This is a genomic window from Micromonospora sp. R77, assembly GCF_022747945.1.
In the GTDB taxonomy this organism is placed as follows: domain Bacteria; phylum Actinomycetota; class Actinomycetes; order Mycobacteriales; family Micromonosporaceae; genus Micromonospora.
On sequence record NZ_JALDST010000001.1, the window covers coordinates 2284801 to 2300629 of the forward strand.

Genomic DNA, 15829 nt, shown 5'->3' on the forward strand with positions numbered 1-15829 from the left:
TCCACGGTAACCGTCCCGCCGTGACAGCGACATCTCCCGTCCGGGCCGTACCGTGATCGGCATGGAGATCGGTCCCCGGCTGCCCGCCCCGCCGCCCGGCCCCGCACCCGACCGGACCGGCCCGTGGCCGGTGGTGGCGGCGGTGCTCGTCGGCGGCTGGGCCGTGCTGGTGACGGTGCTCGGGCAGGTGGTCGGCTGGGCCGCCGACCAGGCGGTGCTCGCCACCGGCCTGCACCGGGTGGTGGCGACCTGGCCGCTGGTCGCCCTGGGCACCGTGCTGCTGGTGGGCGGGCCCACGCTGGCCCTGGCCCTGGTCCCGCGCGCACCGGCGGTCCGGGCCGTCGGCCGGGTCTGGCTGGCCGGCGCGCTGGCGGCGGGCGCGCTGACGCTGCTGCGGACCCTGCCGCCGGTGCACCAGGAGGCGTACCTGGCCGCGCTCGCCGGCACCGGGGCGCTGGTGGCGGTCGTGCTGGCCCGGCTGACCCGCCGCCGCCCCACCGCCGGTCCGGCGACGGCGATCGACCCGTCCGCGCCCGCCGCCGACGGGTATGCCGACGCGGACCGACAGCGCGCAGCCCGAAACCGGGCGCGAGCCGACGACGCACCCGGACGGCACCGGGGCGGCGCACCCCGGAACGGTCCGGCCGACGGCGGGTGGCCGACGGCGGGTCGGTCCGGTGACGCTGCTCGCGGTCGCGGCGGGGCTGGCCCTGCTGCTGCCGTGGGCCTGGGTCGGCGCGCTCGGCGGGCCGCTGGAGACGCTGCTCGCGGTGCTCGCCGCCGCCGCGCTCGGCGGGCTGGCCGGGGTGCTGCTCGGTCCCGCCTTCTGGACGCACTTCACGGTCGGCACGCCGCCCCGACCGGCCCGGCTGGTGCTGGTCGGCGGGCTGGTCGCCGGGGTGGTCCTGGTGCTGCTGGCGGCCGGCGCCGGGCAGTCCGGGGCGCAACTGCCGGCGCTGTTCGCGCTGCCGCCGCTCGGCTTCACGCTGGCCGCGCTGCACGCGGCGGCAGTGCGGGCCGACGGGCCGGCCGGGTCGGCCCCGGTGCGCTGGCTGGTCGGCCTCGGGCTGCTGGGGCCGCTCGCCCTGGTCGACCCGGAAGAGGTCACCGTGCTGCTGGCCGCCGGCCGCGACCTGCCGTTCTGGGTCGCCGTCGCGACGGGCGGCGCGCTCGCCGTCGCGGTGCTGCTCGCCATCGGGTACGCCGTCCTGCTGGCCCGGCCCGCGCGCCGCCCCGCGCCGCCGGGTCGCCGGGCTGACCGCCACCGCCCTGCTCGCCGCCGTCGCCGTGGTTCATGTCGTCCCCGGCCAGCCCGGCCTGTACGGGGAACGGCTGCTGGTGGTGCTCCGCGAGCAGGCAGATCTGAGCGGCGTACCGGCCGGGGTGCCGGGGCGGGCCGGTCGGGACGCCCGGGCCGCCGAGGTCTATCGGCGACTCGTCGCCACGGCCGACCGCACCCAGGGGGACCTGCGCCGCGAGCTGACCCGGCTGCACCTGCACCCGACGCCGTACTACCTGGTGAACGCGATCGCGACGGATGGCGGGCCGGCGGTGCGCGCCTGGCTCTCGGGGCGGCCCGAGGTGGCCCGGGTGCTGGTCGACCAGCGGCTGCGTCCCCTGCCGGCGGCGGCTCCACCGGCGCGCGGCGACCGGCCCGCCCCGACCGGCCCGGTCTGGAACGTCTCCCTGATCGGCGCCGACCGGGTCTGGAACGAGCTGGGCGTGACCGGGGCGGGCATCGTGGTCGGCAGCTCCGACTCGGGGGTGGACGGGCGGCACCCGGCGCTGGCCGGCGGCTTCCGGGGCGGCGACGACTCCTGGTACGACCCCTGGTCCCACACCCGTACGCCGACCGACCGGGGCGGTCACGGCACCCACACGGTGGGCAGCGCGGTGGGGCGCGACGGCATCGGGGTGGCCCCCGGCGCCCGCTGGGTCGGCTGCGTCAACCTGGACCGCAACCTGGGCAGCCCGGCCCACTACCTCGACTGCCTCCAGTTCATGCTGGCGCCCTTCCCGGCAGGCGGGGACCCGTTCACCGACGGCCGGCCCCAGCGGGCACCCGACGTGCTGACCAACTCGTGGGGCTGCCCGCCGATCGAGGGCTGCGACGCGGGGGCGCTCCGTCCGGCCACCGCCGCGCTGGCCGCCGCCGGCATCCTGGTGGTCGCCGCGGCGGGCAACACCGGCCCGTACTGCGGGTCGGTGGCGGACCCGCCCGCGCCCTATCCGGACGTGCTGACCGTCGGCGCGGTGGACCGGCAGCGGCAGCTCGCCCGCTTCTCCAGCCGGGGACCGGCGCCGGACGGGCTCGCCAAACCGGACCTGGTGGCCCCGGGCGCGGACGTGCTGTCGGCGTTCCCCGGTGGCGGCTACGCCAGCCTGGCCGGCACCTCGATGGCCACCCCGCAGGTCGCCGGGGTGGTGGCGCTGATGTGGTCGGCGAACCCGGCGCTGGTCGGCGACCTGGCCCGTACCCGCCGGCTCCTGCGGGACACCGCCAGCCCGGCCGGCGTGCCGGCCGACGCCGACCGCTGCGGCGGCGACGCCGACCTGACCGGTGCCGGCCTCGTCGACGCGTACGCCGCCGTCCGCGCCGCCCGCGGGTGAAAGCACGGGCCCCCTGTTAACGCCTCCGGTAGAGCAGGGGTCCCCTGTTAACAGCCTCGTGGCGGCGGGTCGGACGGTGTCGGGGGCGGGTCGGATGACCTAGGGTCGGCGACCATGGACGTGGAGATCATCGAACTGGGCCCCGACCGGCTGCCCACCGTCGTCGACCTCTGCCGGCGGGCGCTGGACCTGCCGGAGGACGCGGCCGAGGCGACGGCGGTGGTGGACACCCTCGCGGTGCGCGCGGCGGCGGACCGGCCGGTGGTGCTGGTCGGCGCGGTCCGGGGCACGGAGCTGGTCGGGGTGCTGATCGGCTCGGTCGCGCAGCGGGACCCGGGGCGCGGGCACGTCGACCTGCTGGCGGTGGCGCCGGCGGACCGGCGGCGGGGCATCGGACGGGCCCTGCTGGCGGCGGCGGAGCGGCGGCTCGCCGGGCTCGGCGCGGTCGAGCTGCTGCTGGCCGGCAACCCGCCGTACTACGCCTGGCCGGGCATCGACGTGCGCTACACGCCGGCCGTCTGCGCGGCGCTGCGGCTCGGCTTCCGGCAGGACCGTACCGCCTGGAACATGACCGCGGACCTGACCGCCGGCTCCGCGGCGTTGCGGCCGACGGAGGCCGCGGAGCGCCGCCTGGCCGACCAGGGCGTGACGGTACGCCGGGCCGGGCCGGCGGACCTGCCGGCGCTGACCGCCTTCGCCCGGTCCACCTTCGGCGGCTCGTGGGACGGCGAGCTGGCCGGCTCGGTGGGCCGGCCGGACGCCGGGGCGCACCTGGCGGAGCGCGACGGCGAGCTTCTCGGCTTCGCCGCCTACGGGTCGTCGCGGCCGAGCTGGTTCGGCCCGATGGGCACCGCCCCGGCGGCGGAGGGTTCCGGGATCGGCGGGGTGCTGCTGCGCCGCTGCCTGCGGGACCAGGCGGCGGCGGGCCACGGGTCCGCGCAGATCGGCTGGGTGGGGCCGGTGCCGTTCTATGCGGGCAGCGCGGGCGCCCGGATCGAGCGGGTGTTCTGGCTCTACCGGAAACCGATCGACGCAGCTCCGGCGTGACCGAAAGGCGAAAGGGATATAGGCGCTAATAGCGCCATTCCCCCGCGTCCGCCATCGACGGCCCCCTACGGTGCTGCGTAGAGGGAGGCAGCCATGACCACGGACGACGAACAGGCCGACGACCAGCCGGCGGGCTGGCCACCGGCCGGGGAGGTCACCGGCCGACTGCCGTTCGACCGGCTCGACTACGGCGACGCCGAACAACGCGCCGAACTGACCGACGTCGACGCGCCCGCCGCCGAGGAACCGCTGGAACTGGTCGACGAGCCGGTCGTCGTGCCACCGCCGTACGACCGCTCGCACAAGCGCCGCAACCAACGGCGGATACCGGGCTGACCGGCGGCTGCCACACCGACGCGGACGACGGAAAGGGGCGGACCGCTGACGCGGCCCGCCCCTTTCGGCGTACTGGGAGAGCTGGACTCAGAAGTCCATGTCCCCGCCACCCGGGCCAGCCGGGGCGGCCGGGGTCTTCTCCGGCTTGTCCGCCACGACGGCCTCGGTGGTGAGGAAGAGCGCCGCGATGGACGCGGCGTTCTGCAGCGCCGACCGGGTCACCTTGGCCGGGTCGATGATGCCCGCAGCCAGCAGGTCGACGTACTCGCCGCTGGCGGCGTTGAGGCCGTGCCCGGCGTCCAGGTTGCGGACGCGCTCGACGACCACGCCACCCTCGAGGCCGGCGTTGACGGCGATCTGCCGCAGCGGGGCGTCCAGCGCGATCTTGACGATCTGCGCGCCGGTCGCCTCGTCGCCGGTCAGGTCCAGCTTGTCGAAGGCGGTCTTGCCGGCCTGCACCAGCGCGACGCCACCACCCGGGACGATGCCCTCCTCGACGGCGGCCTTCGCGTTGCGGACGGCGTCCTCGATGCGGTGCTTGCGCTCCTTGAGCTCGACCTCGGTGGCCGCGCCGACCTTGATCACCGCGACACCGCCGGCCAGCTTGGCCAGGCGCTCCTGCAGCTTCTCGCGGTCGTAGTCGGAGTCGCTCTTGTCGATCTCGGCCCGGATCTGGTTGACCCGGCCCTGGATCTGCTCGGCGTCACCGGCACCGTCGACGATGGTGGTCTCGTCCTTGGTCACCACGACCTTGCGGGCGCGGCCCAGCATGTCGAGGCCGACGGCGTCCAGCTTGAGGCCGACCTCCTCGCTGATGACCTGGCCACCGGTGAGGATGGCGATGTCGGCGAGCATGGCCTTGCGGCGGTCACCGAAGCCCGGCGCCTTGACGGCGACCGACTTGAAGGTGCCCCGGACCTTGTTGACGACCAGGGTGGCCAGGGCCTCGCCCTCGATGTCCTCGGAGATGATCAGCAGCGGCTTGCCGGACTGCATGACCTTCTCCAGGATCGGGAGCAGGTCCTTCACCGACGAGATCTTGCTGTTGACGATGAGCAGGTAGGGGTCGTCGAAGACGGCCTCCATCCGCTCCGGGTCGGTCATGAAGTACGCGGAGATGTAGCCCTTGTCGAAGCGCATACCCTCGGTGAGCTCGAGCTCCAGGCCGAAGGTGTTGCTCTCCTCGACGGTGATGACGCCTTCCTTGCCGACCTTGTCCATCGCCTCGGCGATGATCTCGCCGACGGTGTTGTCACCGGCCGAGATGGAGGCGGTGGAGGCGATCTGCTCCTTGGTCTCCACGTCCTTGGCGAGCTTGAGCAGCTCCTCCGAGACGCTGGCGACGGCGGTCTCGATGCCCCGCTTCAGGGCCATCGGGTTGGCGCCGGCGGCCACGTTGCGCAGGCCCTCACGGACCAGGGCCTGGGCCAGGACGGTCGCCGTCGTCGTGCCGTCACCGGCAACGTCGTCGGTCTTCTTGGCGACCTCCTTGACCAGCTCAGCGCCGATCTTCTCGTACGGGTCCTCGAGCTCGATCTCCTTGGCGATGCTCACACCATCGTTGGTGATGGTGGGGGCACCCCACTTCTTCTCGAGCACGACGTTGCGGCCCTTGGGGCCGAGCGTCACCTTCACGGCGTCGGCGAGCTGGTTCATGCCCCGCTCGAGGCCGCGGCGCGCCTCTTCGTCGAACGCGATCATCTTGGCCATACGGCGTTGTCCTCCTGGACACTCACGGGCCACCCGAGTGTTGTGCCCCGGATGGGCCGCCTGGTGTACGCACCTTGGGGACGTCGCCACCTGGCGACGACGACGTCCTCCTCGGTCGGGCCGGACAGCCCGCGACGACCGGCCATGTGCCACCCGTGCGCCATCGAGACGCCCGTGCGGCCGTGGCCCTACCGCCCCGACCATTGGCACTCACCGTATGCGAGTGCCAATGACAGGTTTAGCACTCTCCCTTGCCGAGTGCAAGCACGATGGCCCGGGTCAGCCGAGTTCCGCGGCCAGTCGGGCGGCGTTCACCGGGCCCTCGTGGGCCCGCTGCTCGGCGTACGTGACGACCAGCCCGATCAGCTGCGCCACGTTGACCGGCACGACCACCACGGCCACCACCAGGGACACCGCCACGGCGCCCAGCGCCGTGCCCGAGGCGGACAACGGGTGCGCCCCGAACGGGAGCTGCCCGACCGACTCCAGCACGAAGCTGACCAGCGCACCGACCACGATCACCGCGGCGACCAGCGCGAGCCGGCCGAGCACCAGGCCGAACCGCTGGTGGAACATCCCGACCGAGCGACCGACCGGGTTCTGCCGCTCGAAGAGATAGACCGGGCCGACCAGCGCGAGGGCGAAGGCCGCGTAGATCCCCGGCAGCACGCAGAAGCAGACGCCGACCCCGATCAGCAGCGAGGTCACCAACGACCAGCCCCAGAGACCGAGGACCCGGCGCACCCCGTACCCGATCGCGGCCCCGAACCCGACCGGCTCGCCGGCCGCCTGCCGGGCGACCACCCAGGTGCCCGCCGCCCACCCCACGTTCTGCAGCAGGCCGAGCAGCAGGCTGGCGACGAGCACGGTGACGTAGAAGGCGAGCGCGTCGCGCAGGTAGCCGTCCGGCAGGACCGGCGCCCCGTCCGGCCCGGTCGTCGGCTCACCGGTCGGCGCGAGGGCGAGGCCGATCACCGAGACCACCGCGCCCGGCACCGCCTGGGTGAGCAGCATGATCGGCAGCAGCAGCCGCCACCCTCGGCGCAGCGCGCCGCCGACCCGGGAGAACCAGCCGCCGACACCGGCGTGCGGCGGCGTGACCAGCGGATCGGCCGGGTCCCAGCCCGGGCCACCGGGCTGCCAGACGTACGGCTGGCCGGGCATCGGCGGTTGACCCGGGTACGGCTGGCCCGGGTACGGCTGGCCGGGCATCGGCGGTTGACCCGGGTACGGCTGGCCGGGGTGGGCGCCGCCGGCCGCCGGCCAGGTCCACCCCGGCGGCTGCCCGCCCGGCTGGGCCGGGTACGCGGTCCCGGGCTGCCCGGGAGCGCCCGGCACGGCGTACCCCGGGTGGCCGGGCTGCGGAGGGCCGGCCGGTGGTGGTGGCGGGTCGGCCGGCAGGCCGGCGCCGGACGGCGCCGGGTCGGTCGGACCCGGCGGGGGCTGGTCGGACATGGACCCTCCTCAGCGGCAATGGCTGGAACGGCTCATGATCTTCCCCGGTACGCACCCGCACCGCAGCCCCGGATCCCCGGGTGGAGACGCCGCCCGCCGGGCGGCGAGCGGATCAGGCGATGACGCGGACGCGCTCGGCCTGCGGGCCCTTCTGCCCCTGGGCGATCTCGAACTCGACCCGCTGGCCGTCGTCCAACGCCTTGTAGCCGTCCATCTCGATCGCGGAGAAGTGGACGAAGACGTCCTGCCCGCCGTCGACGGCGATGAAGCCGTAGCCCTTTTCGGAGTTGAACCACTTCACGGTGCCCTGTGCCACGGTGCACTTCCTCACTCTGCGCGGCGTTCCACCAGCTCGGACGCCGCGCGGGGCCGCGCCCGGACCACCGTTCCGGCGATCGGCGACGGTCGCTGAACCGGGGATGCGAAATCGCACGCTACACGAGGAGTGACGGCCACGCACGACCCCAGATCGGGCATGTTCCGGCCCGATTCCGCGACCGGTACGACATGGACGGTCATGGTTGGAGTATGCATGCGGAATGACCAGCGCGACCGTCGGCCCGCCCGTCCGGACCACCACCGTCCGCCGGGTCCGCCCCCGCGACGCCGGCCGGATGCGGGCGCTCCGGCTGGAGATGCTCGCCGACTCACCGCTGGCCTTCCTGGAGACGGTCGCCGAGGCGGCGGCCCGCCCGCACGCCGAGTACGCCGCCCGGGTCGCGGCGGTCTCCACCGGCACCGGCGCGGCCCAGTTCGTCGCCGACCCCGGCGGACGGTTCGTCGGTCACGCAGGTGGCATCGCCGCCCCCGGCGAGCCCGCCGTGACGGTGGTCTACGCGGTCTACCTGACGCCCGCCTGGCGGGGCAGCGGACTCCTCGCCGACCTCGTCGAGGCGGTGGCCGCCTGGTCCCGGGAGTGCGGGCGCCCGGAGCTGATGCTGGAGGTGGTGGTCGGCAACGACCGCGCCTACCGGGCCTACCAGCGCCTGGGCTTCACCGACACCGGCGTACGCGTCCCCCACCCCCGCCTCCCCGCCCTGCACGAACTCCAAATGCGCCGCCGAGCCTGACCCACCCGGCGATCATGGACTTGTGGTGTCCGACTCGTCGGCTTCCGCCCGTTCCGCGAGCCGCCACAAGTCCATGATCGACGAGGTGGACCGGGTCAGGCGTGGCGGCGGGACTGCACGATGCGGAAGCGGTTCGCCACGTACGCGCCGTCGGTGAGGGCGGAGTTGGCGGCCGGGTTGGCGCCGCTGCCGTGGAAGTCGGAGAAGGCCGCCGACTGGTTGACGAAGACACCGCCGGTCAGGTTGCAGGACAGGTGCACCCCGGCGTCGATCGCCGCCGCCTCGGCCGCGTCCAGCACCGCCTCGTCGGTGGAGTAGACGGCCGCGGTCAGCGCGCCCTTCTCCCCCACCGTCGCGCGCAGGATCTCCAGGCTGTGCGCCGTGGAGTCGGTGGCGATGGCGAACGAGATCGGCCCGAACCACTCCCGCGAGTAGGTCGCCGTGTCGCCGGCGGCCAGCTTGACGATGGTCGGCGTACGGATCACCGCGCCGGGGAAGGCCGGGTGCTCGACGGTCCGCGACTCCAGCACCGGCTCGCCGACCTTGGTCACCTCGTCGAGGCGTTCCAGCACGCCGTCGTTGACGATCGCGCCGGTCAGCTCGACGCCACGCGCCGGGTCGGCGGTGAGCTTGCCGACCGCGCCGGCGATCCCGGCGGCCACCTCGTCGAAGCTCTTGTGCCCTTGGTCGGTCTCGATACCGTCCCGGGGGATCAGGAGGTTCTGCGAGGTGGTGCACATCTGGCCGCTGTAGAGGGTCAGCGTGAAGCCCAGGTTGCGGCACATCCCGGCGAAGTCGTCGGTGGAGTCGATCACCACCGTGTTCAGGCCGGCCTTCTCGGTGTAGACGGCGGCCTGCCGGGCGTTCGCCTCCAGCCAGTCGCCGTACTCGGTGGAACCGGTGAAGTCGACGATCTTCACGGCCGGGTGCAGGGCCAGCGTGGAGGCCAGCTTCTCGCCGGGGGCCTCGGGGGCGAGCTGGACCAGGTTCGGGTCGAAGCCGGCCTCGGCGAGCACCTGACGGGCGTACTTCACGGTGATCGCCAGCGGCAGCACGGCGCGCGGGTGCGGCTTGACGACCACCGGGTTGCCGGTGACCAGCGAGGCGAAGAGCCCCGGGTACGAGTTCCAGGTCGGGAAGGTGTTGCAGCCGATGACCAGCGCCACCCCGCGCGGGACCACGTGGAACGTCTTGGTCATCCGCAGCGGGTCGCCCTTGCCGGCGGCCTTCTCCCAGCCGGCCGTCCCCGGGTGCCGGGTCATCTCCGCGTACGCGTAGGCGACGGCCTCCAGCGCGCGGTCCAGCGCGTGCGCGCCACCGGCCTGGAAGGCCATCACGAACGCCTGGCCGCTGGTGAACTGCACCGCGTTGGCCAGCTCGAAGATGTGCTTGTGCAGCCGGTCCAGGATCTCCAGGCAGACCCCGACCCGGGCCTGCGGGCCGGCGTCGCGCCAGGCCGGCAGGGCGGCCGAGGCGGCGGCCACCAGCTGGTCGGCGGAGGCGTGCGGGTAGCGGACGTCCAGCGCCAGCCCGAACGGGCTCGCCTCGGTGGCGACCGTGTCGCCGTCCGTCGGCTGGTCCAGGGGGAAGTCGCCGTTCAGGTACGCCTCGAAGGCGGCCTTACCGTCGGCGGCGGCGGTCTCGCCGTAGACCCGAGGGCTGGGCGACTCCGGGTAGGCGGACCAGTAGCCCCGCTCCGTGATCGCGGTCAGCGCACGGTTCAGGGTGTCGGCGTGCCTGTCGTACAGGGGGTGCGGGGTCTCCGTCATGTCCGCCATCATGCAACAGGAAGCCACCAGATCAGTAGACCCGTGTCACATCTCAAACCGTCAACTGCCAGTCCGTCCAGGCGTCGACCGGCCGGAAGCCGAGCTGCTCGTTGATCGCCACCATGTGGTGGTTCTCGGCGGCGTTCCAGGTGTCGATCGCGCGCAGGGCGGGCTCGTGGTCCAGCACGTAGCGCAGATTGTCGATCTTGGTGAGCAGGCCGAGCCGGTGCCCCCGGTGCGGCGGGTCGACCAGGGTGATCTGCTGGTACGCGTGCCAGTCCGCGCTCGGACCGAGGTCGATCAGGGTCCAGGCCACCAGCCGGCCGGACTCCTCGTGCCGCACCGCGTGGTGGTAGCGGCGGCGGCCCCGCGCGTCCAGCGCCCGCTCGGTGCCCCGCAGCCGGGCCACGTCGACCTGCTCCGGCTCCCACTCCAGGTCACCCAGGGGCGCGTCGGTCATCAGCCGACCGTCGAGGTAGGCCACGTCGGCGGCGTACTCCTCGGGGGTGTCGCCCTGCCAGCGGACCGTGCGGTAGCCGACGGCGCGCGCCCGGGCCTCCGCGGCCAGGGCGTCGAGTACGGCATGGTCGAGCCGGCCGGTGTCGAGCCGGCGGCGCACCTCGGCGAGCACCGGCCGGGCGCCCGTCATGGCGGCGAACGCCGCAGGCGCCTCCGGGCGGGCGACTCCGTCCGGCAGCGCCGCGACGGTCATCCACGCCACCCGCTTGCGGCCGTCCTCGCGCAGCACCCGCAACCCGTGCTCGTGCAGGGCCCGGCCGACGCCCCGCCGACGCAGGTCGGGATGCACCACCAGCTCGGCGTTGGCGTTCTCGGTGTTGTCGAGCTGCGGCAGGTCCAGCCGGAGATAGCCGGCCGGTACGCCGTCCAGCCGGGCCAGCGCCCAGCGCGGCGCGTTGCCCGGCATCGGGTGGTGGATCCCGGCGTCGAAGCGCCGCCGGCAGAACGGCGGGAAGTCCGGCAGGTCGGCGGCGTTGGCCGCCGCGCCGATCCGGTACGCCTCGTCGATCGCGCCCCGGTCGGCGGCGTCGAACGGCGCGATCGTGATGCTCATGGGAGCGAGAGTGGTCGCAAACGGCGATCGGGGCCAGCGAATTTCGCTGACCCCGACGGCGACGTTGGTCGGGAGGGACGATCGCACAACGCCTCCGGCGTTGGGTCGTAAGAACTTAGAAAGTCTCCGGCGAAACGCCCTCCCGCACGGAGCATCTTGCGCCGTCCGAATCCTGCCGTCAAGTCCTTACCGGCGGGTTTTTCACACTCACAGCGAAACGCCAGTTACCCCCTGATGCGCCCGATCCCCCCTTCGGGCGATCCCACCCTCCCCCACCCAGCCAGTCGCCCCCGCCTCCCTCGTCGATCATGGAGGCGTGGCGGGCGACAAAACTCGCGAAAGCCGTCTCCCGGGCGCGACAAGTCCATGATCGACGCCGAGGGGGCGGGCGGGACGGGGCGGTGGGGGTGGGGGTGGGGTCAGGTGAGGAGGCCGGCGTCGCGGGCGGCGCGAAGGGAGGGCTTGATGCGGTGGGTGGGGCCGACCTCGGCGGCCACCGCGTCGAGGGTCTTGAGGCCCTCGCCGGTGTTGAAGACCACCGTCTCGGCGGCCGGGTCGAGCTTTCCGGACTCGACCAGCTTGCGCAGGACCGCCACGGTGACGCCGCCTGCGGTCTCCGCGAAGACCCCGGTGGTACGGGCCAGGTCACGGATGCCGGCGCGGATCTCGTCGTCGTCGGCGTACTCCATCCAGCCGCCAGTGCGGCGGACCGCCTCCAACGCGTAGAGGCCGGCGGCCGGGTCGCCGATGTTCAGCGACTTGGCGATGCCGGTGGGCTTGACCGGGGTGATGGTGTCGGTGTCCGCGTGCAGCGCGGTGGCGATCGGATTGCAGCCGGCCGACTGGGCGCCGAACACCTTCCAGCCACCGGCCGGCGCCTCGACCAGGCCGATCTCGACCAGCTCGGCGAACGCCTTGTCGATCTTCGTGAGCAGTTCGCCGGAGGCCATCGGGATCACCACCTGGGCGGGGATCCGCCAGCCGAGCTGCTCGGCCACCTCGTACCCGAGGGTCTTGGAGCCCTCCGCGTAGTAGGGCCGGACGTTGACGTTGACGAACGCGGTGTCCTCGAACTCGTCGGTCTCCACCAGCTCACCGCAGAGCCGGTTCACGTCGTCGTACGAGCCGTCGATGGCGACCAGCTCGCCGCCGTAGACAGCGGTGGTGACGACCTTGCCCTGCTCCAGGTCGCTGGGGATGAAGACCACCGACGGGACGCCGGCCCGGGCGGCGTGTGCGGCGACCGAGTTGGCCAGGTTACCGGTGGAGGCACAGGCGTACCGGGTGAAACCGAGCGCCCGGGCGGCGGTCAGCGCCACCGAGACCACCCGGTCCTTGAACGAGTGGGTCGGGTTGGCACTGTCGTCCTTCACCCAGAGCGGACCGGTGAGGCCCAGCTCGGCGGCGAGGTTCGGGGCGGCGACCAGCGGGGTGAGGCCCGGGTCGACGGTCACCCGGGTGGCCGGGTCCTGGCCGGCCGGCAGCAGGGCCGCGTACCGCCAGATGCTGTTCGGGCCGGCCTCGATCTGGGCGCGGGTGACGGTGGCCAGGGCGGCGGTGTCGTAGTCGACCTCCAGCGGGCCGAAGCACTCGTAGCAGGCGTGCTGCGCGGCGAGCGGGTAGCGCGCCGAACAGGCGCGACAGACCAGGGCACGGGCCGGGCTGAGGGTGGTGTCGATGCCGGTGGCGGCGGGAAGCGTCGACGTCATGTCGAGGAGGTCCTCTCATCTTTCCCCGCATCGCACCCTGCGACGGGGACGGAATTGGCACCTGCCCACGCGGCTCGTCGTCGAGCGTGCGGGTGGTTGCCGGGGCGTCGTCGGGCCGTATCCCTCAGCCCCTCTGGATGAGGTATTCAGTTGTACCGCCGAGTCTAAGCACTCCGTCCACCACCGCCACCCGCGGTTCCCACGCTGTGAGCCACCTGACCCGCACCGCGCACCCACCGGCCCGGAAGCCGCAGCACCGCTCACCGCGGTGCGGTGGGGTCGGGGGTCAGCGGGCGGCCACGGCGAGGGGGTCGACGACCGCCGGGCGGTCGGTGACGGCGCTGGGAGCAGGCGCGCGTGTGGCGTCGGGAACGGCGCGGGACCGGGTCACCAGGTTCGCGGCGACCAGGGCGGCGATGGTCAGGGCCGCACCGACCAGCTCCACCACGCCGGGCCGGTAGCCGCGCGCGGTCTGCACCACGAAGGTGGTCACCGGGACCAGGTTCATGAAGAGCGCGGCGTCCGCCGCGCCCAGCCGGCGGACCCCGGTGTTCCACGCGAGCACCGCGAGCACGGCGGCGACCAGCACGGCGTACGCCAGCTGCGGGGCGACCGCGACGAGGTCGGCGGCGGCGGGCGCGTGCTGGACGCCGGTACGGTCGGCGACGGCGCTGGCGACGAGCATCGCCACGGTGCCGGCGACCGCGGTCAGCGTGGTGTAGCGCAACGGGGACCAGTCGGCGAACCGGCTCGCTCCGTGGGTGTAGACGGCCCAGCCGAGCACCGCGCCGATCATCAACAACCCGCCGACCCCGAACTGACCGAGCCCGTCGAGCCGACCCCGGGTGATCACCAGGCCGACACCGAGCAGGGCGAAGAGCGAGACCACCAGCAACGCCGGCCGGGGTCGTACGCCGTCCCGCACCCAGCGGACCAGCTGGGTGACCAGCGGCACGGTGGCGACGAAGAGGGCGATCTGCTGCGGGGCGGCGTGCCCGAGGGCCAGGTTGGTGAGCACGTTGAAGCCGGCGAAGCCGAGCACCCCGAGCACCACCACCTCGACCGCCCGGCCACCGGAGCGCAACGCGCCGGGACCCTCCCGGAGCAGCAGGAGCGCGACCAGGACGGCGGTGGCGAGCAGGTAGCGGACGGTGGTGAGGTTCAGCGGGTCGACCCGGGTGAGGGCGCTGGCCAGGACGGGGAACATGACGCCCCAGCTGAGCACGGCGAAGAGCGGGAAGGTGGCGTGACGAGAGCGCATCGCAGCTCCAATGTTCGAGTATCGTCGAACCAACGACGCCGACTCTAGGAGCTTGTTCGACGAAAGTCGAACAACGGTTACACTGGTCACATGGAGCTGCACGAGCCCGAGCTGCGCGACGTACCGGTCACCGCCGTCCTGGCGGCGTTGGCCGACGAGGTCCGGCTGCAGATCGTGCGGACCCTCGCCGGGGGTGGCGAGCACGTCTGCGGCACCTTCGAGCTGGGCATCTCCAAGGCCACCCGGAGCCACCACCTGAAGGTGCTGCGCGAGGCGGGACTGACCCGGACCCGGGTCGCCGGCACCAGCCGGTACGTCCGACTGCGCCGCGACGAACTGGACCGCCTCTATCCCGGCCTGCTCGATGCGGTCCTCGCCGCACCCCACCGCCCCTGAGGGCTGAGCCCCGGCGGGGAACGTCCCTTCCCCGCCGGGGCTGACCGCGGCACGGCGTGGCCGGTCAGGCCGGCACCGAGGAACGCGGGGCCGGTCGGGGGCCGGCGGTGGCGGTCCGGCTGCGCCGGAGCACCGCGTCCAGCGCCCAACTGCCCGGGCCGAGGACCGCGATCAGCACGAACGCCCAGCAGAAGAGGACCGCCGGCTCGCCGCCGTTGCGGATCGGCAGCAGCCCTTCGGGCTGGTGCACGGTGAAATAGGCGTACGCCATGGAACCGGAGGCGAGGAGGGCGGCGGGGCGGGTGAGGAGCCCGACGAGCACCAGCGCACCGCAGACCGCCTGGATCAGCGCCGCCCACCAGCCCGGCCACTGCCCCGCCGGCACCGCGTGGCCGGTGCCCCGGTTGCCGCCCAGGACGCCGAGCAGCGACGAGAGGCCGTGACAGAGGAAGAGAAGGCCGACGACCATGCGGTACAGGGAGAGGGCCGGACCGTTCAGCCGGTCGAGACTCATGATGCCTCCATTGATGGGGATGAATGGATTTCTCATCATGGGGCACGTAGACATAGAAGTTAATAGATTCCTTGTGGATGGGAAGGCGTCCCGGTGGCACCGGCTCAGTACGGTGCGGGCACCTTCCCCGAGAGAGGACCCCCCGCCCATGCGCCGGACCCTGCCGAGCCTCGCGACCCTCGCCCTGGTCGGTCTGCTGACCGCCTGTGGAGGCGACTCCGGCCCGGTCGCCTCCGCGGTCACCACGGTCACCCCGCCGGCCGACACCCCGACCGCCGCCGCGACCACCTCCGACGCCACGCCGACCACCCCTGACGAGACGCCGAGCAGCACCACGGCCGCGCCGGTGGCCACCACCAAGGCCCCCGCCCCGAAGCCGGTGCCGGCCACGGTGCCGGCGCTCACCTGCAAGCAACTCGCCGGGGCGCACGTCGGCAGCGCGAAGGTGAAGTTCAACGGCTACCCCGACTACATCCCGCTGCTCGACGGCATCTGGAACGGCGAGGACGGGGCGAGCGTCGAGCTGCAGAAGCCGTGCGGCATCGGCGACTTGGACGGCGACAAGGCCGCCGACGCGGTCGGCGTGGTGACGTTGCGGGCCGGTGGCGTCGGACAGTTCTGGACCGTCGTGGTGTGGCACAACTCGGCCGGCAAGCCGGCCTACCGGACCCTGGTCGACCTCGGCGACCGCAACCCGGTCACCTCGATCAGCGTGAGCGGGCAGCGGGCCACCGTGGTCTGGCTGACCCGCAGCGACGGCCGGAGCATGGCCGAGCTGGACATCAAGCGGACCACGGTCTACCAGCTCGCCGGAACCGCGCTGACGGAGGTCGGCCACACCGACGCCGCGTACACCCCCTGACGTCGTGGGCGGTGACGG

At 73.6% G+C, this 15829-nt stretch carries 13 protein-coding genes, 1 pseudogene and 1 riboswitch; of the genes and pseudogenes, 6 read left to right on the forward strand and 8 right to left on the reverse strand.

All coding sequences use genetic code 11. From position 1 onward, the window contains the following. The first annotated feature begins 130 nt into the window (after positions 1–130). The 3 genes and pseudogenes from MRQ36_RS10570 to MRQ36_RS10580 all read left to right on the forward strand — a co-directional run bounded on the left by MRQ36_RS10570 (position 131) and on the right by MRQ36_RS10580 (position 3993). Positions 131–2610 (forward strand): annotated as a pseudogene (locus MRQ36_RS10570) (S8 family serine peptidase). A 114-nt stretch (positions 2611–2724) separates the two neighbouring features. Beyond that, positions 2725–3657, forward strand: coding sequence for a GNAT family N-acetyltransferase (locus tag MRQ36_RS10575; RefSeq protein WP_242794691.1), 933 nt, complete (start codon positions 2725–2727; stop codon positions 3655–3657). A gap of 93 nt (positions 3658–3750) precedes the next feature. After that, positions 3751–3993 carry a hypothetical protein gene (locus MRQ36_RS10580; RefSeq protein WP_242794692.1) on the forward strand — a complete coding sequence of 81 codons (243 nt, stop codon included), beginning with the start codon at positions 3751–3753 and terminating at the stop codon, positions 3991–3993. 87 nt (positions 3994–4080) lie between these two features. Here MRQ36_RS10580 and groL read toward each other — a convergent pair whose 3' ends face one another. The 3 genes from groL to MRQ36_RS10595 form a co-directional block, all read right to left on the reverse strand. After that, the gene (gene groL, locus MRQ36_RS10585; RefSeq protein WP_242794693.1) at positions 4081–5703 is read right to left on the reverse strand and encodes a chaperonin GroEL; all 1623 of its coding nucleotides are present in this window, start codon (positions 5701–5703) and stop codon (positions 4081–4083) included. Between the two features lie 279 nt (positions 5704–5982). Then, on the reverse strand, positions 5983–7158 hold the full coding sequence (locus tag MRQ36_RS10590) for a hypothetical protein (RefSeq protein WP_242794694.1): 1176 nt from the start codon (positions 7156–7158) through the stop codon (positions 5983–5985). A gap of 112 nt (positions 7159–7270) precedes the next feature. Beyond that, a complete protein-coding gene (locus MRQ36_RS10595) occupies positions 7271–7474 on the reverse strand; it encodes a cold-shock protein (RefSeq protein ID WP_067305333.1) in 204 nt (67 codons plus the stop codon). A gap of 223 nt (positions 7475–7697) precedes the next feature. Between MRQ36_RS10595 and MRQ36_RS10600 the strand changes: the two genes are divergently transcribed. After that, positions 7698–8228, forward strand: coding sequence for a GNAT family N-acetyltransferase (locus MRQ36_RS10600; protein WP_242794695.1), 531 nt, complete (start codon positions 7698–7700; stop codon positions 8226–8228). 95 nt (positions 8229–8323) lie between these two features. Here the strand turns inward: MRQ36_RS10600 and paaN are convergent, their stop codons facing one another. The 4 genes from paaN to MRQ36_RS10620 form a co-directional block, all read right to left on the reverse strand. Further along, positions 8324–9997: a phenylacetic acid degradation protein PaaN gene (gene paaN / locus MRQ36_RS10605; protein WP_242794696.1), complete on the reverse strand. Its 1674-nt coding sequence runs from the start codon at positions 9995–9997 to the stop codon at positions 8324–8326. Positions 9998–10049: 52 nt separating this feature from the next. After that, entirely contained in the window at positions 10050–11069 is a 1020-nt protein-coding gene (locus MRQ36_RS10610; protein ID WP_242794697.1) for a GNAT family N-acetyltransferase, read from the reverse strand. Positions 11070–11488: 419 nt separating this feature from the next. After that, a complete protein-coding gene (thrC, locus tag MRQ36_RS10615; RefSeq protein WP_242794698.1) occupies positions 11489–12778 on the reverse strand; it encodes a threonine synthase in 1290 nt (429 codons plus the stop codon). Positions 12779–12790: 12 nt separating this feature from the next. Further along, positions 12791–12922: riboswitch (SAM riboswitch) on the reverse strand. A gap of 142 nt (positions 12923–13064) precedes the next feature. After that, positions 13065–14039, reverse strand: coding sequence for a DMT family transporter (locus MRQ36_RS10620; RefSeq protein ID WP_242794699.1), 975 nt, complete (start codon positions 14037–14039; stop codon positions 13065–13067). Between the two features lie 90 nt (positions 14040–14129). On the opposite strand from MRQ36_RS10620, the gene MRQ36_RS10625 reads away from it, so the two are divergent. Next, positions 14130–14435 carry a helix-turn-helix transcriptional regulator gene (locus tag MRQ36_RS10625; RefSeq protein WP_242794700.1) on the forward strand — a complete coding sequence of 102 codons (306 nt, stop codon included), beginning with the start codon at positions 14130–14132 and terminating at the stop codon, positions 14433–14435. Positions 14436–14499: 64 nt separating this feature from the next. Here MRQ36_RS10625 and MRQ36_RS10630 read toward each other — a convergent pair whose 3' ends face one another. Continuing rightward, positions 14500–14949 carry a DoxX family protein gene (locus MRQ36_RS10630; RefSeq protein ID WP_242794701.1) on the reverse strand — a complete coding sequence of 150 codons (450 nt, stop codon included), beginning with the start codon at positions 14947–14949 and terminating at the stop codon, positions 14500–14502. Positions 14950–15097: 148 nt separating this feature from the next. Here MRQ36_RS10630 and MRQ36_RS10635 point away from each other — a divergent pair, with 148 nt between their 5' ends. Beyond that, positions 15098–15811 carry a hypothetical protein gene (locus MRQ36_RS10635; protein ID WP_242794702.1) on the forward strand — a complete coding sequence of 238 codons (714 nt, stop codon included), beginning with the start codon at positions 15098–15100 and terminating at the stop codon, positions 15809–15811. The last annotated feature ends 18 nt before the right edge of the window (positions 15812–15829 follow it).

What these genes read in the sequence shown, in the direction of transcription:
- MRQ36_RS10575 (WP_242794691.1), top strand. Translation starts at nt 2,725, where the DNA reads ATGGACGTGGAGATCATCGAACTGGGCCCCGACCGGCTGCCCACCGTC.
- MRQ36_RS10580 (WP_242794692.1), top strand. Translation starts at nt 3,751, where the DNA reads ATGACCACGGACGACGAACAGGCCGACGACCAGCCGGCGGGCTGGCCA.
- groL (WP_242794693.1), bottom strand. Translation starts at nt 5,703, where the DNA reads ATGGCCAAGATGATCGCGTTCGACGAAGAGGCGCGCCGCGGCCTCGAG.
- MRQ36_RS10590 (WP_242794694.1), bottom strand. Translation starts at nt 7,158, where the DNA reads ATGTCCGACCAGCCCCCGCCGGGTCCGACCGACCCGGCGCCGTCCGGC.
- MRQ36_RS10600 (WP_242794695.1), top strand. Translation starts at nt 7,698, where the DNA reads ATGACCAGCGCGACCGTCGGCCCGCCCGTCCGGACCACCACCGTCCGC.
- paaN (WP_242794696.1), bottom strand. Translation starts at nt 9,997, where the DNA reads ATGACGGAGACCCCGCACCCCCTGTACGACAGGCACGCCGACACCCTG.
- MRQ36_RS10610 (WP_242794697.1), bottom strand. Translation starts at nt 11,069, where the DNA reads ATGAGCATCACGATCGCGCCGTTCGACGCCGCCGACCGGGGCGCGATC.
- thrC (WP_242794698.1), bottom strand. Translation starts at nt 12,778, where the DNA reads ATGACGTCGACGCTTCCCGCCGCCACCGGCATCGACACCACCCTCAGC.
- MRQ36_RS10620 (WP_242794699.1), bottom strand. Translation starts at nt 14,039, where the DNA reads ATGCGCTCTCGTCACGCCACCTTCCCGCTCTTCGCCGTGCTCAGCTGG.
- MRQ36_RS10625 (WP_242794700.1), top strand. Translation starts at nt 14,130, where the DNA reads ATGGAGCTGCACGAGCCCGAGCTGCGCGACGTACCGGTCACCGCCGTC.
- MRQ36_RS10630 (WP_242794701.1), bottom strand. Translation starts at nt 14,949, where the DNA reads ATGAGTCTCGACCGGCTGAACGGTCCGGCCCTCTCCCTGTACCGCATG.
- MRQ36_RS10635 (WP_242794702.1), top strand. Translation starts at nt 15,098, where the DNA reads ATGCGCCGGACCCTGCCGAGCCTCGCGACCCTCGCCCTGGTCGGTCTG.